This is a genomic window from Robertkochia solimangrovi (assembly GCF_007279655.1).
GTDB classification, from domain to species: Bacteria; Bacteroidota; Bacteroidia; order Flavobacteriales; family Flavobacteriaceae; genus Robertkochia; species Robertkochia solimangrovi.
This window is the reverse complement of sequence record NZ_QKWN01000009.1, coordinates 226,425-250,358: the sequence shown is the minus strand read 5'-3', so window position 1 is coordinate 250,358 and position 23,934 is coordinate 226,425. Positions and strand designations below refer to the sequence as shown.

At 41.4% G+C, this 23,934-nt stretch carries 18 protein-coding genes; 10 read left to right on the top strand and 8 right to left on the bottom strand.

What is annotated here, in order from left to right; translation table 11 throughout:
- Nucleotides 1–52 precede the first annotated feature (52 nt).
- The 3 genes from menD to DMZ48_RS13865 all read right to left on the bottom strand — a co-directional run bounded on the left by menD (nucleotide 53) and on the right by DMZ48_RS13865 (nucleotide 3,399).
- Nucleotides 53–1,825, bottom strand: a complete 1,773-nt coding sequence (gene menD, locus DMZ48_RS13875) for a 2-succinyl-5-enolpyruvyl-6-hydroxy-3-cyclohexene-1-carboxylic-acid synthase (RefSeq protein WP_143955749.1) — start codon at nucleotides 1,823–1,825, stop codon at nucleotides 53–55.
- A gap of 68 nt (nucleotides 1,826–1,893) precedes the next feature.
- Nucleotides 1,894–2,979, bottom strand: a complete 1,086-nt coding sequence (locus DMZ48_RS13870) for an isochorismate synthase (RefSeq protein ID WP_143955748.1) — start codon at nucleotides 2,977–2,979, stop codon at nucleotides 1,894–1,896.
- 3 nt (nucleotides 2,980–2,982) lie between these two features.
- Nucleotides 2,983–3,399, bottom strand: coding sequence for a PaaI family thioesterase (locus tag DMZ48_RS13865; protein WP_242009210.1), 417 nt, complete (start codon nucleotides 3,397–3,399; stop codon nucleotides 2,983–2,985).
- Nucleotides 3,400–3,444: 45 nt separating this feature from the next.
- On the opposite strand from DMZ48_RS13865, the gene DMZ48_RS13860 reads away from it, so the two are divergent.
- Complete coding sequence (locus DMZ48_RS13860) at nucleotides 3,445–3,990, top strand: GNAT family N-acetyltransferase (protein ID WP_143955769.1); 546 nt, start codon at nucleotides 3,445–3,447, stop codon at nucleotides 3,988–3,990.
- A gap of 150 nt (nucleotides 3,991–4,140) precedes the next feature.
- Nucleotides 4,141–6,258 (top strand): DNA helicase RecQ, encoded by a 2,118-nt coding sequence (recQ, locus tag DMZ48_RS13855; protein ID WP_143955747.1) that lies wholly within the window; start codon nucleotides 4,141–4,143, stop codon nucleotides 6,256–6,258.
- 51 nt (nucleotides 6,259–6,309) lie between these two features.
- Here the strand turns inward: recQ and dnaK are convergent, their stop codons facing one another.
- The gene (dnaK, locus tag DMZ48_RS13850; RefSeq protein ID WP_143955746.1) at nucleotides 6,310–8,226 is read right to left on the bottom strand and encodes a molecular chaperone DnaK; all 1,917 of its coding nucleotides are present in this window, start codon (nucleotides 8,224–8,226) and stop codon (nucleotides 6,310–6,312) included.
- A gap of 201 nt (nucleotides 8,227–8,427) precedes the next feature.
- Between dnaK and DMZ48_RS13845 the strand changes: the two genes are divergently transcribed.
- Genes DMZ48_RS13845 through DMZ48_RS13835 form a run of 3 tightly spaced genes read left to right on the top strand, consistent with a single transcriptional unit; the run spans nucleotide 8,428 to nucleotide 13,878 of the window.
- Nucleotides 8,428–9,474 carry an efflux RND transporter periplasmic adaptor subunit gene (locus DMZ48_RS13845; protein WP_143955745.1) on the top strand — a complete coding sequence of 349 codons (1,047 nt, stop codon included), beginning with the start codon at nucleotides 8,428–8,430 and terminating at the stop codon, nucleotides 9,472–9,474.
- A gap of 4 nt (nucleotides 9,475–9,478) precedes the next feature.
- On the top strand, nucleotides 9,479–12,535 hold the full coding sequence (locus DMZ48_RS13840) for an efflux RND transporter permease subunit (protein ID WP_143955744.1): 3,057 nt from the start codon (nucleotides 9,479–9,481) through the stop codon (nucleotides 12,533–12,535).
- Nucleotides 12,535–13,878 (top strand): TolC family protein, encoded by a 1,344-nt coding sequence (locus DMZ48_RS13835; RefSeq protein WP_143955743.1) that lies wholly within the window; start codon nucleotides 12,535–12,537, stop codon nucleotides 13,876–13,878. Before DMZ48_RS13840 ends, DMZ48_RS13835 begins: the two co-directional genes overlap by 1 nt.
- Nucleotides 13,879–13,880: 2 nt before the next feature.
- Here the strand turns inward: DMZ48_RS13835 and DMZ48_RS13830 are convergent, their stop codons facing one another.
- Nucleotides 13,881–15,305, bottom strand: a complete 1,425-nt coding sequence (locus DMZ48_RS13830) for an L-serine ammonia-lyase (RefSeq protein ID WP_143955742.1) — start codon at nucleotides 15,303–15,305, stop codon at nucleotides 13,881–13,883.
- A 281-nt stretch (nucleotides 15,306–15,586) separates the two neighbouring features.
- On the opposite strand from DMZ48_RS13830, the gene DMZ48_RS13825 reads away from it, so the two are divergent.
- Entirely contained in the window at nucleotides 15,587–16,627 is a 1,041-nt protein-coding gene (locus tag DMZ48_RS13825; protein ID WP_162558726.1) for a hypothetical protein, read from the top strand.
- A 185-nt stretch (nucleotides 16,628–16,812) separates the two neighbouring features.
- Here DMZ48_RS13825 and DMZ48_RS13820 read toward each other — a convergent pair whose 3' ends face one another.
- Nucleotides 16,813–17,226 carry a nuclear transport factor 2 family protein gene (locus DMZ48_RS13820; RefSeq protein WP_162558725.1) on the bottom strand — a complete coding sequence of 138 codons (414 nt, stop codon included), beginning with the start codon at nucleotides 17,224–17,226 and terminating at the stop codon, nucleotides 16,813–16,815.
- A gap of 183 nt (nucleotides 17,227–17,409) precedes the next feature.
- Here DMZ48_RS13820 and DMZ48_RS13815 point away from each other — a divergent pair, with 183 nt between their 5' ends.
- From DMZ48_RS13815 to DMZ48_RS13805, 3 genes are all read left to right on the top strand, one after another.
- On the top strand, nucleotides 17,410–18,525 hold the full coding sequence (locus DMZ48_RS13815) for a glycoside hydrolase family 18 protein (RefSeq protein ID WP_143955739.1): 1,116 nt from the start codon (nucleotides 17,410–17,412) through the stop codon (nucleotides 18,523–18,525).
- A gap of 90 nt (nucleotides 18,526–18,615) precedes the next feature.
- A complete protein-coding gene (gene panB, locus DMZ48_RS13810) occupies nucleotides 18,616–19,434 on the top strand; it encodes a 3-methyl-2-oxobutanoate hydroxymethyltransferase (RefSeq protein ID WP_143955738.1) in 819 nt (272 codons plus the stop codon).
- A 24-nt stretch (nucleotides 19,435–19,458) separates the two neighbouring features.
- On the top strand, nucleotides 19,459–20,178 hold the full coding sequence (locus DMZ48_RS13805; RefSeq protein ID WP_143955737.1) for an RluA family pseudouridine synthase: 720 nt from the start codon (nucleotides 19,459–19,461) through the stop codon (nucleotides 20,176–20,178).
- A gap of 5 nt (nucleotides 20,179–20,183) precedes the next feature.
- On the opposite strand, the gene DMZ48_RS13800 is transcribed toward DMZ48_RS13805, so the two are convergent.
- Nucleotides 20,184–21,050 (bottom strand): DMT family transporter, encoded by an 867-nt coding sequence (locus DMZ48_RS13800; protein WP_242009209.1) that lies wholly within the window; start codon nucleotides 21,048–21,050, stop codon nucleotides 20,184–20,186.
- 10 nt (nucleotides 21,051–21,060) lie between these two features.
- On the bottom strand, nucleotides 21,061–22,605 hold the full coding sequence (locus DMZ48_RS13795) for a hypothetical protein (protein WP_143955736.1): 1,545 nt from the start codon (nucleotides 22,603–22,605) through the stop codon (nucleotides 21,061–21,063).
- 154 nt (nucleotides 22,606–22,759) lie between these two features.
- Here DMZ48_RS13795 and DMZ48_RS13790 point away from each other — a divergent pair, with 154 nt between their 5' ends.
- The gene (locus tag DMZ48_RS13790) at nucleotides 22,760–23,932 is read left to right on the top strand and encodes a 2-isopropylmalate synthase (protein ID WP_143955735.1); all 1,173 of its coding nucleotides are present in this window, start codon (nucleotides 22,760–22,762) and stop codon (nucleotides 23,930–23,932) included.
- Nucleotides 23,933–23,934: the final 2 nt, after the last annotated feature.

Genomic DNA, 23,934 nt, shown 5'->3' with positions numbered 1-23,934 from the left:
GGAGTTATAAAAATTACTATATATGAAAAGATCGCCTCAAGGGCGATCTTTTTTATTTAGGTTGCTGGTCTGCAAGATATTTAAAATAACCCTGCAATACCTGATCGTTTATTTTTCTGGGGGTAAAGATCTCGAGTAAACGAGGTCTTTCACTATCCTCATAAAAGTTGGTCAATACCTCCAGGAGACCTAACTCATCCGTTGCTGAAAAATAATCCAAACCATAGGTTTCACAAATACCTTTTGCATTCAGGTCGTGAGGGGTTTCAAAATATGTTTCAAAATTCGGATCCGATTTATCTCCAGGCAGAATCCTGAAGATTCCTCCTCCCCCATTGTTAAGCATAATAATCCTGAAATCTTTTCTCAGGTAGCTATTCCACAACGCATTGGAATCGTAGAAAAAACTAAGGTCTCCGGTCACCAACAGCGTTGGGTATTCACTATGGATTGCGGCCCCCACGGCAGTACTGGTACTCCCGTCAATTCCACTGGTTCCCCGGTTACAATACACTCTCAGATTATCGGTCAGAAAGAACAACTGCGCATAACGCACGGTGGAACTATTACTAAGATGAAGGTTATATACTCCCGGAATATTCTTTAAAATTCTTTCATAAGCCTTAAAATCTGAAAAAGGAATCTGATCGACATAAGTTCGGTGACAAGCCGACCTCAGCTTGCGAATTTCCAGCCAATAAGGCTGATACTCGCTTTCCTGAGCCTGAGTCTTCCCAAAAAACTGCTTTAAGAAGTTATTGGGTTCACATTTAAAATGTCGTTCCAGGCAAAAAAACGTATCATAGGCTTTTTTGGAATCGATATGCCAGTGATGGTCCGGTTGATACTTTCTCAAAAAGGCCTTGATCTTTTTAGAGATCACCATACCTCCAAAGGTCATCAAAATCTCCGGCCGTAATTTTTGAAACATTTCATCCGGATCGTTGAGCTTTTCCAGCGGGGCAATAATCTTATCGATATTCGGAAAGTATTGCTCGTGATGCAAGTTTGAAGTCGTTTCTGAAAAAACGATCACTGAAGGATCTGCTGCCAACAGTTCCAGAACCTCATTTTCCAGAGCATCCGGCGATAACACACCTACAAGTATCATCTTTCTTCTGGCACCATTCCAGATCGAAACGTATTCATCGATTTCCAGTTCCTGTGAAGGTACAGACGAACTTTCGGGAATATCTACATCGATACAAGGAGTGGTGCTGTTACCATACAAGGGTTCTTCAAAAGGAACATTGATATGTACAGGTCCGGATTGTGATGCTGCAAGTGTCAGCGCTTTCATCATTTCAGCTTCATTAAAAGCCTGGATTTCCTGTTGCAACTTTTGATCATCCGCCCCTTGCAATAATGGAGCTTTATTTTTTTCTGCCAGTATTCTGATCTCATTATCCCTGATATCCTGCTTTAGATTGGCATTATATAAAATATGACGGTCAAAGACATTATCCTGACGAATGGTTTGCCCGTCACCGATATCGATACGATATCCAGGTCGGTCTGCCGAGATCACTACCAGGGGAATATCACTGTAAAAGGCTTCAGACACCGCAGGATAATAATTTAGTAAAGCAGAGCCCGATGTGCATACCACCGCAACCGGTTCCTGAAGTTGCTGGGCTAACCCAACACCGATAAATGCAGCGCTTCTTTCGTCGACAACACTATACGTTTTAAAATAATCATCTCCGGTAAATCCGATGGTTAAAGGTGCATTCCGGCTACCCGGAGAAATTACGATATGTTTTATGTTTTTAGCCTTGCACAAGCTCACGACGGTTTGCGCTAAGGGAATGTCAGAATATTTCATGTAATGTGAAGATCACTTTAATGAGGTAAAATTAACCAATCTGAAAGAGGTAAACGAAAATTCAAGGATTAATTTAATACACGCAGCATGGTCATACTTTTATTTTCGGTTTCCATCCATTCTGAATGCGGATCCGAATCATCGGTAATCCCACCTCCAACAAATATTTCAATATGATCAACGGTCCATTTCATACATCTGAGGTTCACAAAAAGTTCGAGTAGCTCACTTCCTTCGGTTTCCATCTTGCAAATTCCCAGATACCCGGCATAATATTCCCGATCATAGCCTTCATTTTCAAGAATGAACTTCAATGCATCCTCCTTTGGAAGTCCGCATACAGCAGGTGTAGGATGCAATGCTTGAATGAGCTCAGGTAGAACAGATTTCCCTGCACTTTTGAGTACACCTTCAAATTTTGTGCACAAATGATATAATCTTCCTGCAGCCACAGTATCTGGTCCTGTGCTATTCAGTTCTTTTGCAACGGGTCGGAGGCAGGCTTCTATCGATTCGGTCACCAATGCTTGTTCACGGATCTCTTTACGTCCCCATTCCACTTCGCCGGGATCGATATCCCTGTTCAATCGGGTACCGGCTAATGCCATGGTATGGAATCGATGATTCTCTGAAATCAGCAGCGTCTCGGGGGTTGCTCCCATCCACATTCCGATTACCGGATGAAACCACCAATAGACAAATGCATCCGGATAGGTATTCAGCAACCTTTTATAGATTATGACCGGGTCACGCTGATCCCTGCTGACAGTGAACTTCCGGGAAATAACCACCTTTTCCAAATCGGAATTTTCGATACTGTTTACCGTATCTGCGATTAGTTTTTCATAGGATTGCTGTATAGTATTATCCTCGTAGACTTTATGCTGGTTCTCTTTTGAATGCTCTATATCGCTACCAACTTCATAGATACATTGACAAACCTCATCAAAAGGTAACAGTACTGCTTTACGGGAAGCGTCGAAAGGCGCGAAAATGAAACCATCACTGTTATCAGGTTCTGGGCGAATCAACTCTTCACTATGCTGTAAAATACCATTTACAGTATTTTCACCAGGTTTGCGATAAACCACAAATGGTCTTTCTAAAAGTAACTGGTTTTGGATCTTATCAAAAAATAAAGGGCAATCGATCATGTTCTATTTTCGTGGCAGGCTGATAGTCGTTAATTTACATACAGAAATCAATTCCTCCTGTTCATTAGTAATCCTGATATCCCAAAGCTGCGTGGTTCGTCCTTTATGGAGAAAAGTAGCTTTGGCAAACACATAGCCTGAACGGATCGAACGCACATGATTTGCATTGATTTCTATTCCCCTGATCATAACTTCCTGTGCATTCAGAAAAATCATAGATGCAGCACTTCCAACACTCTCGGCAAGCGCTACGGTCGCTCCTCCATGAAGTACGCCGTCGGGTTGGTGAACCCTTTCATTTACGGGCATTCGCCCAGTCAGATAATCATCCCCAACATCAACATAGTCAATCTGAAGTGTTTCCATTAAGGTATTCTTACAAATAGCATTACAGCGTTCGAGAATTTTTGTCTTTTCCAACTTCGAATTGTTTACATTTGAGGGTAAAAATACAAAAACTGTATGATGGAAATACCTACGCTGGAAAATGAAATCGTCAGATTGATGCCTTTAACCATCGAAAATTTCAAAAAACTTATCACCATCAGCGCAGAAAAAGACCTGCTCAGATATTCTCCTTCATCGATTGAAACGTTTCCCAAACTCAAGGATTATGTACAGAACGCACTCGATCTGGCAGCGGCAGACGCCTGTATTCCATTTATCATTTTCGATAAACGTGTAAATCGCTATGCCGGATGTACCCGTTTCGGAAATATCGACGAAAAGAACAAAGTAATTCATATCGGCTGGACATGGATCGGTCGTGAATTTCAGGGAACAGGTCTCAATACCGCAGTAAAGTACCTCATGATTAATTATGCTTTCCGGACTATGAAGATGGAAAAAATAGAATTCAGGATCGACGACAGGAACATTCGTTCCCGAAAGGCTGTGGAAAAACTCGGTGCGAAACTGGAAGGAATCCTTCGTAAAAACGTATATCTTCCCGACGGCTATAAAAGAAATACCTGCTGTTATGGCATTCTGAAAGAAGAATGGTTTCGTTGATGCTTTCGTTGAAAACTATTAAACTCCTTCCTTTCTACTTGCCGATACTTTCTTTTCCTTTGCAAAATATAAATTAAGGATTAAATACGTCGACACTTCCTGAAGTATAGATTATTTTCTTTACTTTAAATGAATTCGACTTTTTATAATATGGCAGCAGGAAATGAAGTTTATAAAGCACTTAAAGATTATTTTGGATTTGATTCTTTTCGTTCTCACCAGGAAGCGATCATCAATTCTGTACTGAGTGGAAATGATAATCTAGTCATTATGCCAACGGGTGGCGGTAAATCGATATGTTATCAGCTACCTGCCATACTGCTGCCTGGTTTGACATTGGTAATTTCACCACTGATCGCCCTGATGAAGGATCAGGTAGACGGATTACATGCCAATGGTATTTCAGCAGCATTTCTCAATAGTACCCAATCAGCTTCGGAACAGGATGAATTATTTAAAAAGATCCGTGATAAAAAAATCAAACTCCTGTATGTAGCTCCTGAAAGTTTAGGAAATATCGATCCGCTGCTGTCCATGACTGAACTCAGTCTTATCGCGGTGGATGAAGCACACTGTATTTCCTCCTGGGGACATGATTTTCGACCGAGCTACACCCAACTCGGATATTTGAAGAACCGGTATCCGGGAACCCCTGTTATAGGACTTACCGCAACGGCAGATAAAGCTACACGGGAAGATATCGTACAGCAGCTTAACATACCCAATGCCCAGCGTTATATATCCTCATTTAATCGTCAGAATCTAAGTCTTGAGGTAAGACCTGCTAATGAACGATTCAAACAGATACTCACTTTCATCGATGATCATCCTGATGAATGCGGGATCATTTATTGCCTCAGCAGAAAATCCACGGAAAATCTGGCGGCTAAACTAAACGATGCCGGACTTTCAGCAGCCTGTTACCATGCAGGTCTTGACCCCCTTCAACGCGCTAAAGTTCAGGACAACTTCGTCAATGACAAGATTAAGATAATTTGTGCAACCATAGCCTTCGGGATGGGTATCGACAAATCAAATGTACGATGGGTCATCCACTACAACCTGCCAAAGAACATTGAGAGTTACTATCAGGAGATCGGGCGTGCCGGAAGGGATGGATTACCTTCAGATACCCTTCTTTTTCACAGTTATGGCGATGTACTTCAACTACGAAAATTTGCTGAAAATACGGGTAATAGCGAAGTTCAGCTAGCAAAGATCGACCGTGTAAAGCAATATACTGATGCCCTCACTTGTCGAAGAAAGATACTTCTCGGATATTTTGGGGAATATATGGAGGAAAACTGTGGTAATTGTGACATCTGCACAAACCCGCCAAAATTTACCGACGGTACCATTATAGCTCAAAAAGCCTTGTCATGTGTAGCGAGAATAGCGCAGAAGGAACCAATTGGAACGATAATAGACATTCTCAGGGGTTCACATAATCAAGCGGTAATGGAAGGTGGTTATGACAATATCAAGACCTACGGCGTCGGAAAGGATATTTCCTGGAGCGATTGGCAACATTATCTTATAGAGCTAATCAATATTGGTTATCTCGAGATCGCTTTCCATGAAAAAAACCACATAAAGCTTACAGACCGATCTAATCAAGTATTATTTAATGGGGAGAAAGTTGCCCTTAGTCTTCCACAGGAAAAATCAAAACAATCTGTTCCTGCGAAAGCGGCTAAATCCTCAGTTTCCAAATCTGGCGGACTTTTTGAAAAACTTAAAGCTTTACGCCTTCAGATATCGCAGGAAGAAGATATCCCCGCATATCTTGTTTTCAGTGATGCAACCTTACGGGAAATCGAACAGGTACGGCCGCAAACCGATGAGGAATTTATGCAGATCAACGGTGTGGGGAAAAGAAAACTCGATGCTTACGGATATGCCTTTATCAAAGAAGTGATTTCATTTCAGAAAGAAAAAAAGGCTGGCAAACCTAAAAAAAAGGACGCTACCTATCAAAAGACATTCGACCTCTATAAGCAAGGAATGACCGTTGAAGAGATCGCTAAGGAACGTCAATTGAACAGCACTACCATCTTTTCTCATCTAGCGAAGCTATATTCGGATGGTAAAGATGTAGATCTTTTCAGATTTGTGGACAAACGAGATCTGGATTCGGTACGGGAAGCACGGGAAACATTAAAAGAGCCTGATAAATTAAAACCTTATTACGACCACTTCAATGGCAGTATGGATTACTGGACCATACGCTTATGTCTAACATTATTGGAAACTACAGCGACCCCATAAAAAAAGCCTCCCGATCGGGAGGCTTTTTTAAAGTTATCAATTAAGAATTGTTTATTTCACTTCTTCGAAATCAACATCCTGTACATCTTCACCTTCTTTTCCGGTAGCACCGGCGTTATCCTGTGCCTGATCAGCTCCTCCGGCTGCACCATTCTGCTGAGCTTCGGCCTGAGCTTTGTACATTTCTTCCGAAGCAGATTTCCATGCTTCATTGATGTTGTCGAGAGCAGGCTGGATTGTATCTACATCCTTAGACTCATAAGCCTTCTTAAGAGATTCAAGAGCGTCTTCGATAGATTTTTTCTTATCTGCAGACAATTTATCTCCAAATTCTTTCAATTGCTTCTCAGTCTGGAAGATCATACCATCAGCTTCGTTCAGTTTTTCAACTTTTTCCTTAGCTTTCTTATCCGCTTCTGCATTTGCTTCAGCTTCCTGCTTCATTCTTTGAATTTCTTCTTCTGTAAGTCCTGAAGAAGCTTCAATTCTGATATTCTGTTCCTTATTCGTTCCTTTATCTTTTGCAGATACATTGATGATACCATTTGCATCGATATCGAAGGTTACCTCGATCTGAGGAACACCTCTTGGAGCTGGTGGAATATCATTAAGATGGAAACGTCCGATCGTCTTGTTATCCGCTGCCATTGGACGCTCACCCTGAAGTACATGGATCTCAACAGATGGCTGGTTATCTGCAGCCGTAGAGAACACCTGAGACTTCTTGGTTGGAATGGTTGTATTCGCTTCGATAAGCTTGGTCATTACACCTCCCATAGTCTCAATACCCAAAGATAATGGCGTTACATCCAATAATAATACGTCTTTAACATCTCCTGTAAGTACTCCTCCCTGAATCGCTGCACCGATAGCAACTACTTCATCCGGATTCACTCCTTTAGAAGGTTTCTTTCCAAAGAAACTTTCAACAGCTTCCTGAACGGCTGGAATACGGGTTGACCCTCCAACAAGGATGATCTCATCGATATCACTTTTAGAAAGACCTGCATTTTTAAGTGCGCTTTCACAAGGTCTGATAGTACGCTTCACGATATCTTCGATAAGTTGTTCGAACTTTGATCTTGATAGCGTTCTTACAAGGTGCTTAGGCCCGGTTGCGGTTGCGGTAATATAAGGCAAATTGATCTCAGTCTGACTTGATGAAGACAATTCGATCTTAGCTTTTTCAGCAGCCTCTTTAAGACGTTGAAGTGCCATTGGATCTTTTCTGAGGTCGATATCCTCTTCAGATTTGAATTCATCAGCAAGCCAGTTGATGATCTGCTCATCCACATCATCACCACCAAGGTGCGTATCTCCATCTGTTGACAATACTTCGAATACACCGTCACCTAATTCCAGGATAGAAACGTCATGCGTACCTCCACCGAAGTCGAATACCACGATCTTCTGATCCTGACCTTTTTTATCTAATCCATAAGCCAGTGCTGCAGCAGTTGGCTCATTGATAATACGCTGAACTTTTAGTCCTGCGATCTCCCCGGCTTCTTTGGTCGCCTGACGCTGAGCGTCATTAAAATAGGCCGGTACGGTAATAACAGCTTCAGAAACATCTTGTCCAAGATATTCTTCAGCGGTTTTCTTCATCTTCTGAAGGATCATTGCTGAAAGCTCCTGAGGAGTATACATACGACCATCGATATCTACTCTTGGTGTATCGTTATCTCCCTTTACCACTGTATAAGGAACACGCTGTGCCTCTCTTTGAGATTCAGAATATTTGTTCCCCATAAATCTTTTGATAGAATATATGGTTTTATGCGGGTTGGTCACTGCCTGACGTTTTGCCGGATCACCAACCTTGATCTCACCTCCGTCAACAAAAGCGATAACTGAGGGAGTAGTTCGCTTTCCTTCTGCATTAGGTATAACCACAGGCTCGTTACCTTCCATCACGGAAACGCAGGAGTTTGTAGTACCTAAATCGATTCCAATAATTTTACTCATGCTTATATTTTTATGGTGTTTTTAAATTTATTTCGATCGCATTGCATAAGTCAATCTTTATGCCATCTCTTAAAATATGACATAGTGTCAGAAAAACTTTAAAGATTTCTCGATAACCGATTAGTACTTCCGTTTGTCGCAAAGTAAAAGTCAATTTTGTCAAATTGAGGTATATTTATATATCTAAACACCAGAATATCAATGATAAAGAACTACCATTCAATTTTCAAAATCCCGCTTGTTCTCACCATTGGCCTCCTCATTTGTAATTCTTGCAAAGATCAACAGACCACAGCGTCCGAAGAAACACAACCGGTTACTGTAGAACTATTTGAAGTAGGTTCCAGAAGTAAAACCACCACACTTGACCTCAGTGGAAATGTAGAAGCTGAAACCATGGTCAGATTAGGCTTCATGGTTGCAGGCAAAGTGGCACAAATTAGCACTGACGAAGGGGAAACCATCAAAAAAGGCAATATTCTGGCACGACTTGATGACAGTGATTATCGCATCGGTCTCTCGGCGGCAGAAGGAAAACTACTGGAAGTAAAAGATCAGTATGACAGACTTAAAATCATGCACGATCGGAAAAGTATCAGTGAAGCCGACTTCATGAAAATAAGTGCAGGTCTGCAACAGGCACAGGCGCAATATGATCTGCGACTTAAACAAGTGAATGATACCCGGCTCATCGCCCCCATAACCGGAGTACTATTAAAGAAAGGTGTTTCTGAAGGAGAGATCCTGGACAAAGGCTTGCCTGTATTTGCCATCGGAAATATCGATAATGTTAAGATCAGTACCGCGGTACCGGAAAGTGAGATCCGCAATGTAAAGATCGGCCAGACTGCAACGGTCCGGATATTTGCCCTGGACACATTCTTTACCGGAACGATCACCGAAGTTGGAAAAGCGGCAGAACCTTCTACCAGGACCTATACCGCTCAGATAGAGATAAAAAATCCGGATCACCAGATATTACCCGGTATGATCGCTTCCGCCACTATACAGGGACCTTCCTCCAACCCCGAAATTCTGATTCCTTTAAATGCAATTTCGCAAATGGGAAACAACGAACATTCCGTATATGTACTGGATGAGACTTCCAAAAAAATCTACCGGCGAAGAATTTCGGTCGGAAAGATTGTTAACGACAGTATATCGGTTTCCTCAGGAATAAGACCTGGAGAAAAGGTCGTAACCGGAAGCACACAAAATCTAACAAACGGAATGTTAACTACGCACTGAACCTATGTCTTTCATCAAAGGATCCTTAAAATATCCACAAGTTACACAGGTCGTCCTGGCTATAATATTCATTGCAGGTGTCTATGCATTGTTAACCATGCCCAGGCGGGAAGATCCAAAAATTACGATCCGTCAGGGTCTTGTACTCGCCTACTTTCCTGGTGCTAATTCACTACAGGTAGAAGAACAGCTCACTAAAAAAGTTGAAAATGCGTTATTCCAATTTGCAGAAGTACGCAAAAGCAAAACCTTTTCAACCTCCAGAGACGGAGTTATGGTTATCAATGTGGAGCTGGAAGAATGGGTAAAGGATCCCGATGTTTTCTGGAATAAACTTACGGTTGCCTTACAACTGACCAAAGCAACCACGCTTCCTTCGAATATTATGGGTCCTGTGATCAATTCTGATTTTGGGGATACCGAAGCATTGGTATTAGGAATCACAGCCGATACCGACTATCGGCAATTAAAGATTTACACCGAACAACTGGAGGACAGGATCCGGGCAATCAGGGCTGCATCCAAGATCAAAAGACTAGGAGAACAGAAACAGGAGATCGTAATCAGTTCCAGTTCGGAAACGCTTGCCCAGTATGGAATTAAATTTGACCAGGTCATCGACATACTCCGATCCCAGAACAACATCTACCCAACAGGAGACCTTACGGTAAATGAGGTGCAACTTCCTTTGTATACCAAAGGCTATTACAGCACAGAGCAGGAACTTTCAGAACAGATCATCGGAACTGCCTCCAATGGAAATGTCATAAAATTAGGAGATGCTGCTGAGATTCAACGGAAATACGAAGAACCGGAAGAATTCACGAGACTGAACGGATCCGCTGCCATGATGCTGAGTATTCAAATGCAGGAAGGTAACAATATTGTTGATTTCGGAGAGCAGGTACAAAACGAGATCGATGCCTTTTTACAAAATATGCCTACAGATGTAAAGATCGTAAAGATCATCGACCAACCCTCAATTGTCGATCAGAACGTAAGTCATTTTATTCGCGAATTCTTTATCGCCATTATTGCTGTTATCGTGATCATCCTTCTGCTCCTCCCTTTTCGCATTGCATTGGTGGCAGCAATGGCTATCCCGATGACTATAGCCATGACCTTTGCGATGCTGCATGCATTTGGCGTTGAACTACACCAGGTTTCTCTGGCCGCATTGATCGTAGTGCTCGGAATGGTAGTCGATGACGCTATCGTGATCGCTGACAACTATGTCGAATTACTCGATGAAGGTGTACCCAGAGAAGAGGCCGCCTGGAGAAGTGCTTCAGATCTTATAATTCCGGTTTTGACCGCTACAATCACCATCATTGCGGCTTTTCTACCCATGGTCATTCTTAGTGGATCGGTTGGTGAATTTATCGTTTCGCTACCGGTAACCGTAACCATAGCTCTTGCCTCTTCCTTTCTGGTAGCAATGTTACTGACGCCCATGTTATGCAGATTCTTTATAAAAAAGGGATTGCATGACACCCGGGACAATATTGAAACGAAAAAAACTTCTTTGCTCGATCGCATGCAATCGATCTATGACAACACCATCGATAAGGCGGTGAAATATCCAAGGCTCATTATTTTATTCAGTATGCTTGTGATCCTGCTCGGGGTAGGAATGTATTTTCTGATACCTCAGAAATTCTTCCCTGCCGCGGAACGCAATCAGTTCGTGATCGATCTCTGGATGCCAACCGGTACCGACGTGAATACCACCCTACGGGAAATAGAAAAACTTGAACAACTTATAGAAAATGATGAAAGAGTGGTCACTTATGCCAGTTTTACCGGAAAGAGTGCTCCCCGCTTCTATTATAACTTTTCCCCGGAAGTTCCCGTCTCAAATTTCGGTCAGGTTCTCATCAATACCACCAGTGATAAAACGGCTGAGGAACTGGCAATTGCACTGGACTCTAAAATCGCTTCAACCCTGACCAAAGGCAAGGCAGAGGTTCTGTTAATGCAGCAAGGATCCCCATATCTGGCACCAGTGGAGATCAGAATTGCCGGTGACGACCTTTCCGAGGTCAAGACCTGGGGAGATAGTCTTACAGCCCTATTGTATAATATTCCGGGGAGCAAGGATGTAAGGGATAATTTTCATGAAGATTATGCAGGACTCAGTATCGATCTCAAACCGGAAGCAAGTCGTCTTGGATTCACCACAGAAAGTATAGCTAAAACTATTTACGTCGGATTTAAAGGGGCACCTGTAAGCACGATCTATGAGGGCAGTGATGCTGTCTCCATAGTATTCAGATTAAATGAAGAAAATCGTTCCGGTATTTCAGATCTGCAAAATATGTATCTGCCTTCTCCGGTTACCGGGGCTTCAGTACCCTTACGACAAATTGCAAATCTCACTCCCAAATGGTTTACCGGAAGAATCGTTCGCAGAAATGGCGTCCGTACACTTTCGGTTCTCAGCGATGCAGAAACCGGTACGCTCCCCAGTGAGATTCTTTCTGGATTTAAGCAACGTATTAACAGTATTACGATGCCTGCCGGGATCACCATGACTTTCGGAGGTGAATATGAAAATCAGGAAGAAACTTTTGCTCAAATGATCGTTGCCCTGATGATCAGCATTGTACTGATATTGCTCATATTGCTCTTTCAATTCAAAAATATCACTGAAACACTGTTGGTGATGATCACTATTCCTCTCTGTCTTTTTGGAGCTTTTATGGGACTGGTGATTACGGGAAACAATTTTGGATTCACCGCATTTGTGGGACTTATAAGTCTATCGGGAGTCGTTGTCAGGAATGCGATCATCCTCATCGATTACACCCGTGAATTAAGGGCTAAAGGCGAATCGGTTCGGGAAGCTGCCATCGAAGCAGGAAAGCGGAGACTAAGACCCATATTTCTTACGGCGATGGCAGCCGCAATCGGGGTACTCCCTATGATCCTATCCGGTTCTCCTATGTGGAGTCCCTTAGCCAGTGTACTTGCCGTAGGTGTCATCTGGTCTATGGTAATGTCATTGCTTACTATTCCGGTTCTGTACACCATATTCGTTAAAGACAAACCTCTGAACTGATGCAGGAAATACGATCCCACATATTAAGAAACTTACTGTTGCTATTCGTTCTTCTTCATTCCGGATACATGGTATCACAAAACGTCATGATCCTCGATCTGGAAAATGCTAAACGCACTGCACTTGATCAGAATGATCTTTTAAGTATTCAAAAAGAGAAGATCAATGAGATCTCCTATAAAATCGATGCCACTTCCGTTAATGCCTGGCCTAAGCTATTGTTGAGTGGAAATTACATGCATACCTTCAATGATGTAAATTTCGTGATTCCTCCCGGTGGAATCGGGACCATTCTCGATATACCGGTACCGGTAGATGATTTCACCTTATACCAGGCTAAACAGGATATATTTGCTGCGGGTTTATTAGGCTATCAGCCACTCACCCAATTATTCCGAATCAGCAATGGCGTAAAAGCTTATGAGGCTGAAACCCGAATGGAAGAGATCAAATATGACAGAGCGGTACTTGAAACGGAGAACAGTATCGAAAAGTTATATTACGGAATTCGGATCCAGCAAAAAAAACTTGCCAGTGTAACTGCCAATGTTGAGCAGGCAACTGTAAAACTTCAGGAGGGAGAAACCGGTTTGATCGCGGGAGAGGTACAAGAGGTTGAACTTTTGGGACTCAAGGCTGATCTGGCTGATAAAAAACACCAATTGCTGTTAGAAGAATACAAATTGAAAGACTACATCGCTGACCTTAAAACGAATCTCGATATAGCCGACAGTATAAACATGGTAATTGACACCACGGTGATCGAGATCTATGAATTAAGTCCGGAATCCTATTATCTGGACCATGCGAAAGAAGGTAATCCTGATCTGCGCTATGCGGAAATGCAACTCATCCAATCCGAATACGGTCTTGCAGCGGCACTAAACAAATATCTTCCGGATCTGGGAATCATCGGAGGGATGAGCTATCAGGGGATCATCGAGGAACTTCCGGATATGAATTATTTTATCGGTGCGAATTTCACCTGGGACATACTTAGTTTTGGAAGTAATGATGCTGAGAAGAAACAATATGAATCAAAGAAAAACCAGGCAGATTCCTATTTGAAATATCAGCAAAAGAATATTGAAGCCGAAATCCATAAAGCTTATCGCAATGCACATCAGGCTCTGCAAATGGCTAAGGTTGCCGAAGAAGCCTTTCAATTCCGAAGGGAAGAGTTCCGAATCAAATCAGACGCTTACGAAACCGGGCTGATCACCCAGTCGGAATATTTAAAATCAAGGGCTTCCTACCTGAAATCTGAATCTGACCATTTTGCTGCATTGCTCAATGGAAATATCGCGATCATGGATCTTCAGGTACTTTCCGGAACCCGGTAGGATCAGCAATCACTTAAATGCACACCTACTGCAAGACCTCCTTCTGAGGTTTCCTTGTATTTTGCATTCATATCCTTTGCGGTCTCCCACATGGTATTTACCACTTTATCCAATGGAACCTTGGCATTTTTAGGATCGGTTTCCAAGGCGAGTTCTGCAGCATTGATGGCTTTGATAGCGCCCATAGAATTACGTTCGATGCATGGTACCTGAACAAGACCTCCAATCGGATCACAGGTTAATCCGAGATGATGTTCCATCGCAATTTCAGCCGCGATAAGCACCTGTTCCGGAGATCCTCCCATCAATTCGGTAAGGGCTGCTGCAGCCATCGCTGAAGAAACACCTATTTCGGCCTGACAACCACCCATCGCAGCTGAAATGGTAGCTCCTTTTTTAAAGATACTTCCAATTTCACCGGCCACCAGAAGAAACTTTTTGATCTCTTCAAAACCTGCCTGATGATTTTCGATTACCAGATAATACATCAACACCGCTGGAATCACACCGGCACTTCCATTCGTAGGAGCTGTAACCACTCTTCCCAGAGAGGCATTCACTTCATTAACACTTAAAGCAAAACAGCTCACCCATTTCAGGATCTGACGAAACCTCACTTCGGTCTTACGGATCACCTGAAGCCACTCTGCGGCATTCGCATACGGCAGATCACCCTTTAATTTTTGATGCATATCAAAAGCCCTGCGTCTCACCTGCAATCCGCCCGGTAGCACACCTTCCGTATGGCATCCGGTATACATACATTCAAGCATGGTCACCCATACCCGATTGATCTCATTGTCGATTTCCTCATCGGTTCGAAGGGAACGCTCGTTCTCTAATACGAGTTCGGAAATATGACAATTACGCTGATCGCAATACAGTTGAAGCTCCGATGCTTTCTGTACCGGGTAAGGAAAGGATTTAAAGACTGCCAGATTTTCTTTAGCATGAATACGTTCCTCCTTTACCACGAAACCACCACCGATAGAATAATAGGTTTCATCAATAATTTCTCCGGTAATCAGTTTTGCTTCAAATTTAAGTCCGTTTGCATGGAAAGGCAAGAAGTCCCGATGGAAGACAAGATTCACTGCAGGATCAAATGCAATCATGCGTTTACCCCCGAAACATAGGGTTTTACCAGCTTTTATAGTTTCGATGATCACGGGAATTTCATCGGTAGGAATATATTCAGGATCTGCTCCTGAAAGCCCGAGCATTATGGCCAGGTCAGTGGCATGCCCTTTCCCCGTTAAAGATAAAGAACCATAGATATGAACTCGAACTTCAGAAACCGCTTCAAACCTGGCTTCTTCACAAAGTTCACCGATCCATCGTTCTGCAGCCCTCCAGGGGCCCAGGGTATGAGAACTGGACGGCCCTACCCCTATTTTCAACATATCGAATACACTGATGCATTCCATTGACGCAAACGTTTTAAATTGCCGGCAAATATACAGTTATTGGATATGCTTTCAGGAAATTTTAATTGAATTTTCGATGAAATTTGCACGATATGCAAACGTAAATTTTACGCAAATTCTTAATGAAAAATGAAGGTCGGTTTAGGAAATAAACTGAGATTTTTCTTCACCATTTTAAAAAAAATTTGTGAACAACTATTTACTTTTTCTTACAGGGATAGTATCCCGTCTTATACTTATGCTCCCTTAAAAAAATAACCTATTATACTATGAATCCGCCTATGCGCATTTTTTGGTGCCTCGCACTCTTTTTTACAACTCTGCTATCGTTTGGCCAAACTCAATTTGAAAAAGGATATTTCATCTTAAACAATGGAGACAGTCTGAATTGCTATATCAAAAATACAGACTGGAAGTACAATCCGGATAAATTTAAATATAAATTTTCAGCAGATGATGAGATTAGAACTCACGGGTTAGAAGATATTTCTGCATTTGGTGTAGAGAAAAAGTTCAGGTATGAGAAACATTTGGTTTCAATAGACATCTCGGATGACAGAACCAATTTGCTAACCTATGACAAAAATCCAAAACTAGAATTTCAAACACTTTTTTTAAACGTGCTAATTCAGGGAGATGTCACCTTATACGAATTCAAAAAGGGAAATACAGTAAGATTCTTTTATCGTATAAACCAGGAAGTTCCCACCCAATTCATCTATAAGAGATATTTTGTCGACACAGAGGAAGGGGTTAAAATCGCTGAAAATTACTTTTTCCATCAACAGATCTATAACGACCTATCATCCGAAGATATATCCGAAAAAATGATCAGAAATACCGATTACAACGAAAAGGATCTTATAAAAATCTGCAATCTTTACAATAAACAAGGAAATAATAACATCATAAGAAGAAGAAGTTCCGGAAAAACTGAGAAGTTCTTTCACCTGAATATTAAGCCTGGTGCTAAATTAACTTCACTTACATTCGAGGATCTGTTCAATGACGACCCTCATATTGAATTTGATAAAAAAATTCTTTTAACCTTCGGAATTGAGGCTGAATATATCCTGCCATTCAATAATTCAAAATGGTCTGTTTTTAAGGAACCTACCTACCAAAATTATCAGAATTCTGTACAGGCAAATTACTTTGAAACTAAAAACGGGCCACAATATACCCTGCTGCATATAAATTATAGTTCGATTGAAATTCCGATTGGAGTTCGTTACTATGCTTATTTATCCGATACTTCCAAACTATTCTGGAACACATCATTAGCCTTTCCGGACATTTCTATGCGGAACGCGAAGATCTGATCGATGAGGAGGTTCATTCAGGCAATTATTTGGCTTTCGGAATGGGTTATAAATTTAAGGATAAAATCAGCTTAGAACTACGCTATCACAGCAACAAAGACCTTTTTAAGAATAAATTAAAATCAGACCCCAAATACACTGGAATTTCCTTGATATTCGGTTATGCGATCTTTTAAAAAAATTGCTTAATTCCGATGGCGGGTGTCAATGATATAAATGATCTTCCATCCGTCATCGGTTTTAAATAACTGAAAGGAATTTACCCCGCTATGACTTAAATCCCCCTGTAAGTAGAAATTATAAGGGGTCCATGCATTGGCCATAGCCCCGTCAGTCTGTATATGGTAACCGGTAAGTTCTTCCTTAAATTCACGATCATCCGGTATCGCAGCAATACCTCCGAGAAACTTACTGAAAGGTTGAGAACTCAATTTAATTTTCCCTTCTTTATCGTTACCTATGCTCTGTAAGGTCACATCACCATAAGTAAGCTTACGCAAAGCCGTAGTATCCTTTTCATGAAAAGCCTTAAAGAATTCGACAATAACCTGTTTTACAGCATCCTCTTCGCTTTGAGCGGACACAAGTGATGTACTCATCGTTAATAAAATCAGTGTAATTAAGTGTTTCATTTCTTTAAATTAATATAATAAGACGAACATTTTACCGAAAATAATCCTGTTGATTCAGATTCAGAAGAATGCCAGTCATAAATTTGATTAGTCGACTGAAAAGATAATTATAAAAAGTTTCTAACTTTAATAAAATAAAATCATTTTCAAATGACCTCACGATCCTTTGCTTTACTGCTGCTGTTCTCCATCTTTAACACAGTATCCTACGGACAAGAAAACCCTGTAATCATCGGCTATGTCATGGGTTCGAGGATCGATAGTATCAACACCCCGATCGCAGTAAATAAACTGACCCATATAAATTATGCCTTCGCCAATATAGAGGATGGTAAGATCATCGACGGACATGAAAATGACTCCTTGCATCTGGCCTGGCTGAATTCCCTTAAAAAAAAGAATCCTGATTTGAAGATCCTGGTTTCCGTAGGTGGCTGGAGTTGGTCCGGGGGATTTTCGGATGCAGCTCTTACCCAGGAATCCCGGGAAATATTTGCGAATAGTGCGATCGAACTCATAAAACGACATCATCTGGACGGAATAGACCTAGACTGGGAATATCCCGGACAGTCGGGAGCCGGAAACACTTACAGGCCTGAGGATAAACAGAATTTCACTTTAACTCTAAAAAGAATCCGCGAAAAACTAGACTCGCTTTCGGCAGTCACCGGTCATACTCCTTATCTCCAAACCATCGCAACTGCAGCCAACAAGAATTATCTGGCCCATGTAGAAGGTGAAAAGATTGCAGAATATCTGGATTATATCAATATTATGAGCTATGATTACAATGGAGAATGGAGTGCATTGACAGGACATCATACCAATCTTTATCCATCACCCAATGACCCAGCCGAATACAAACAAAGTACCGATACGGCTGTTTTGGAACATTTGAAAGCGGGAATCCCCCCTGAAAAACTGGTAGTTGGCATAGCATTTTACGGACGTGGCTGGAATAATGTTACTCCCAAAAATAACGGTCTCTATCAGGAATCGAACGGAGGATTCAGCGTCCCTTATAAGAAAATTGCAGATACCCTGGATTCCGGAAATTTCAAGGTTTTCAGAGATTTACCTGCAGCGGCTCCTTATCTTTGGGATCCCTCCGGAAGGGTCTTTGTTACTTATGATGATAAAGAATCAGTAACCGCCAAGGCAAATTATATACTTAAAAACGGACTGGGCGGTGCGATGTTCTGGGAATATCATGCAGACAATAATGAATTGCTAAACACTTTATACCGTGAATTATCCGGAAAGTAAAACGTATCTGATGCTCATTTAAAGCTTTATTTGAGTGATAATTTAGTCGTAAAGCAGTACTTTTATCCCTTCATAAAAAACACATACTTCATGTCTGTTGCAAAAAAAGAATACAAAAGGATAACCGTCAAATCTCTGTTGGAAATGAAACAACGCGGTGAGAAGATCTCAATGCTAACCGCCTATGATTTTACGATGGCAAAGATCGTTGATGGCGCTGGTGTTGACGTTATCCTGGTTGGTGATTCAGCAAGTAATACAATGGCAGGGCACGAAACTACCCTTCCCCTCACCCTTGACCAAATGATCTATCACGCATCTTCTGTGATCCGTGGCATCAACAGATCTTTGGTTGTTGTCGATCTCCCTTTTGGAAGTTATCAGTCTGATCCTAAGGAAGCACTCCGTTCAGCGATCAGAATCATGAAGGAAAGTGGTGCGCATGCAGTTAAAGTAGAAGGTGGAAAAGAGATCAAAGAATCTATCAAACGGATTCTGAATGCAGGCATCCCGGTAATGGGACATTTAGGCTTGACCCCACAGTCGATCTATAAATTTGGGACCTATACGGTACGCGCCAAAGAAGAGGAAGAAGCTGAAAAATTAAAAGCCGATGCAAAAATGCTCGAAAAAGCGGGTTGTTTTGCAGTCGTACTTGAAAAGATTCCTGCAAAACTGGCAAAGGAAGTAGCGGAAAGTATCAACATTCCGGTGATTGGAATCGGAGCAGGAAATGGTGTTGATGGTCAGGTACTGGTTATACATGATATGCTCGGTATGACCCATGAATTCAACCCCAGATTTCTCAGAAGATATCTTAACCTTTATGATGAAATGACCGAGGCCATCTCTCAGTATGTCGATGATGTTAAGTCGAGGGATTTTCCGAATGACAACGAACAGTATTAATAACTCCTTTTTTGAATCTCTTTTATGAACAATCTTTCCGGTAAGGTCATTTCAACACCTGAAAATCTTCAGGTGCTCTTTGAAGACAACCATATAATCGTGGTCAATAAACGACCCGGAGATATTGTACAAGGAGACAAGACCGGTGATGAACCCCTTTCAGAGGTTGTGAAAACCTGGTTAAAACAAAAATATGACAAACCAGGAAATGTATATCTGGGAGTCGTTCACCGGCTGGACCGTCCTACAAGTGGAATTGTATTATTCGCTAAAACCTCTAAGTCCTTACCCAGACTGAACAATTTGTTCAAAGACAAAGAAGCCAAAAAAACCTATCATGCCGTTGTAAAAAATGCACCACCCGACACCGAGGGTACGCTCGAACAATGGTTAAAAAGAAACCCTAAACAAAATAAAAGTTATGCCCATAATAAAGAGGTAAAGGACAGCAAAAAGGCGATACTCCATTACCGGCTTTTAGGCAGGCTTGAAAAATATTACCTGCTCGAGATCGATCTGGAAACCGGAAGACACCATCAGATCCGCTCACAGCTTTCTTCTATCGGTTGTATCATTAAAGGAGATCTTAAATATGGTGCTGACCGAAGCAACAAAGATGGTAGTATTCATCTTCATTCTGCAAGACTAGAATTCATACATCCTGTAAAAAAGGAAAAGATCATCATTCAGGCACCATACCCTGAAAATGATCCGGTATGGCAGGCATGCCGGCCTTTTCAATAGAAGCCTTATGCTTTCAAATTACGGCTGCTTTCGATCACCACAGCACTCAGAATCATCGCCCCCCCGATAAGGGTATGCAAGGGTGGATATTCCCCAAGAAATACCATTCCCAGTAAAATTCCGTAGACCGGCTGGACACTGCTAAGAATACTTGCGGTTGTAACCGCAAAATTCCTCAGACTCAATAAAAGCAAAGTATGTCCGATGGTCGTGGTAAACAAGGCTAGAAATGCCAGCCAACCCAAATTGTTTCGCACCAACTCATAATCTGCAGTGAACAATAGCGGACTTAGCATAAAAGAAATGACAAGGATCTGATAGAACATCAACACCGAACCATTGTATTTTTCAACCTGCGGTTTCATCATTATATTCCTCAAGGCATAGAAGAACGCTGAGGTAATTCCACAAAGCACTGCTATGAAATGTTGGTTTTCAAAACTGACCTCGGGTACCAGGAAGTAAATCCCGATTAAAACCATTAATGCAAGGAGAAGATGTGACCTTCTGAAAGAAGTTTTCAGGATCACCGGCTCGAGAAAGGCTGTGATCACCGGATAGGTATAGATCGACAACATACCGATCGCGACACTTGACAACTGAAGCGCATAAAAATAAGTTACCCAGTGAATTCCAAAGAACAAACCACATAACAAAATCTTAGCACGATCCCTGCGATCATCAATCTTTAAGCTATACTTGCGAAATTTGCATACCAGAAATATGAAGACCGCCGCGAGTATGGCCCGGAAAAGGATTGTATGTTCCGGAGGTAAATTGATATACCTTCCCAACGGACCGGATGTACTGATGAACAACACGGCGATATTGAGTTCCAGAATGGGTAAAAATCTTTTATTGATAGCTGTCAATCTTCAGAAATTATCGGGTTAGTTCAGCAGCTTTCTCCCGGATGATCTCCCCGACAGGTATATTTCTAATCTTACTTTCCAGCCACGAGATAATATCGAGGTAGAGAAATGCACGTTTCTCATAGGGGTGACTCTCATAGCTCTTCAGCGTCTTATGTAATTTGATAAATTCATCCTTTAGTTCATGAGGATAAATCTCCCCGAGATTCCTAAGGAACTTGATCATCGCCTTTTGTACTTCATGAAGATCATCCATTTTTAGCAGGAACTTATAGGTAGATTTCAATTGAAGTTCCAAATGGTAATCCATCCCTGCTTCATAATGTGCAACCAGACTCAGCACCCTTGCGAAACACATCAGGTCTTCACGCATACTAAGGTTTTTGTTATCGATGATCTTTTTCAGATAACGTATACAACTCTTATTATCACCACTACCAAAATACAGACATGCAATTTTATAATAGAACACCATAATATGATGTATATCTATCTTATTGCGATATTGTTTTATACCACTCAATATTTCAGGTTCAAGTTTCAGTCCTTCCTCAAAACTTCCTTCCAGAAAATGGAGATTGATCTTATTATAATATAAATAAAGGAATCCCAACACCTCTGTATTATCATTCTTAGGAAACTTATCGGAATGCAAGACCTTTTCCACTTTGCTCAGCGTTTCCCTGAATCCAGACCGATATTTGACATAAAACATGGATTCCAGCAAATAATTATTTCCTTTAAGGTAAAACACTGGATTCAAATAAATCATCGCTTCGTTATCATAGAACAATTCCACCCATTTCGTAGCATATTTGTAGCTGGAAAGGAAATCCTGAGTTAAAAAACTATACCATAATTGTGCTTTATAAAGCCATAGTTTTTCCCTGAATCCCAGATCGGACATTTTAAATTTCGGTAAATGTGCCTTATAATATTCCGTGACCCGTTGGTATTCTTCATCATTCTTTACATACCCAAATTTCAACATGATCCCGTACAACTGGAGCGACAGGTTCGAGAGCTTACTGGTAAGCACGTTCTGAACACTCAGATTCTTGGCCTGAATAGCCAGCTCATCTGCCCTTCCGCTGATACTTCTGGTGATATATTGAGTTTCAATAACCTTTTCCAGCTCTACGATTTCATAGGCCACGACCTTTTCCTGATTCTCTATCGCTACCGATTTAACCTTATCGAGAATTTTCAATGCCTGCCTGTAAAGTCCTTTATGATATAAAATGGTTGCAAAATCAAGTTGCTCCCTGATCTGAATCCTGATATTCTGATTAACGGGATTTAATCGTAGACTCACCAGGATTTGTTTATAGAGATGTGCCTTCAAATTCGAAAGCTGTTGCTTTTTAACAATTCCGCTATTCAGAATCTCGGTTTCATTGTAATCATTCATCTTATCGAGGAGATTGAAAAGTGCCAGGAATTTGGCATCAGCATTCACTCCCAGTCGGTTCACATACAACTTAAATTGTCGCTTTTCCGATTTAGATAACGATTTGATAAGGATAAATAAACTATCGTTTTGACTACTAGTCATTGTAAAATAAAAATATTCAATTAATTGATTTTCAGGTATTTACGTAGTCTAATACACGCTTTAACATTGTAAAGCAACTACCCGAACACAGCTATTTCTGCTTTGCAAAATATAAATTCGTAAAACAATATTGAAATTACACTAAAAATATAAAATGAGTAAAGAAATAGTCCAAATCTTTGACACCACGCTTCGAGACGGAGAACAGGTCCCCGGTTGTAAATTGAATACCGAGCAAAAACTTGTGATTGCCAGACGTCTGGACGAACTTGGAGTAGATATCATCGAGGCAGGTTTCCCGATCTCCAGCCCCGGAGATTTCAAATCTGTCGAGGAGATTTCTAAAGTGGTTAAGAATGCAACGGTCTGTGGTCTTACCCGTTCCGTAAAAAAAGACATCGATGTTGCGGCGGAAGCATTAAAATATGCGGTAAAGCCAAGAATACATACAGGAATCGGAACCTCAGAATCACATATCCGACACAAATTCAATACCACCCCTGAAAAGATTATAGAAAGGGCGGTAGAAGCCGTACGCTATGCTAAATCTTTCGTGGAAGATGTTGAGTTCTATGCGGAAGATGCAGGTAGAACCGACAATGAATTCCTGGCGAGGGTTTGTGAAGCGGTTATCAAGGCAGGTGCCACTGTACTCAACATCCCGGATACCACCGGATATTGCCTTCCTGAGGAATACGGTGCCAAGATCAAATACCTGAAGGAACATGTAACGGGTATCGACAAAGCCATTTTATCTTGTCATTGCCACAATGATCTTGGATTGGCAACAGCAAATTCAATCGCCGGAGCCATTCATGGTGCCCGCCAGATCGAATGTACCATCAATGGGATCGGAGAACGTGCCGGAAACACTTCTCTGGAAGAAGTAGTTATGGTAATGCGTCAGCACCCTACTCTTAATCTGGACACCAATATCAATTCCAAATTATTATATTCTACCAGTCGCCTTGTGTCGGAGAGTATGGGAATGCCTGTACAACCGAACAAAGCTATCGTAGGAGCAAATGCTTTTGCACATAGTTCCGGAATCCACCAGGATGGTGTTATTAAAAATCGTGAAACCTATGAGATCATCGATCCTGCAGAGGTAGGGGTTACCGAATCTGCGATCGTACTGACTGCAAGAAGCGGACGTGCTGCTTTGGCATATAGAGCAAAGAAAGTAGGATATGAACTGACAAAACTTCAATTGGACAAGGTTTACGAAGAATTCCTCAATTTTGCCGACAGAAAAAAAGAAGTTGTTGATGAAGATATTCATCAGATTATAGAGATAAGTAAAATTGGAATCAAGGCTACTGCCTGATA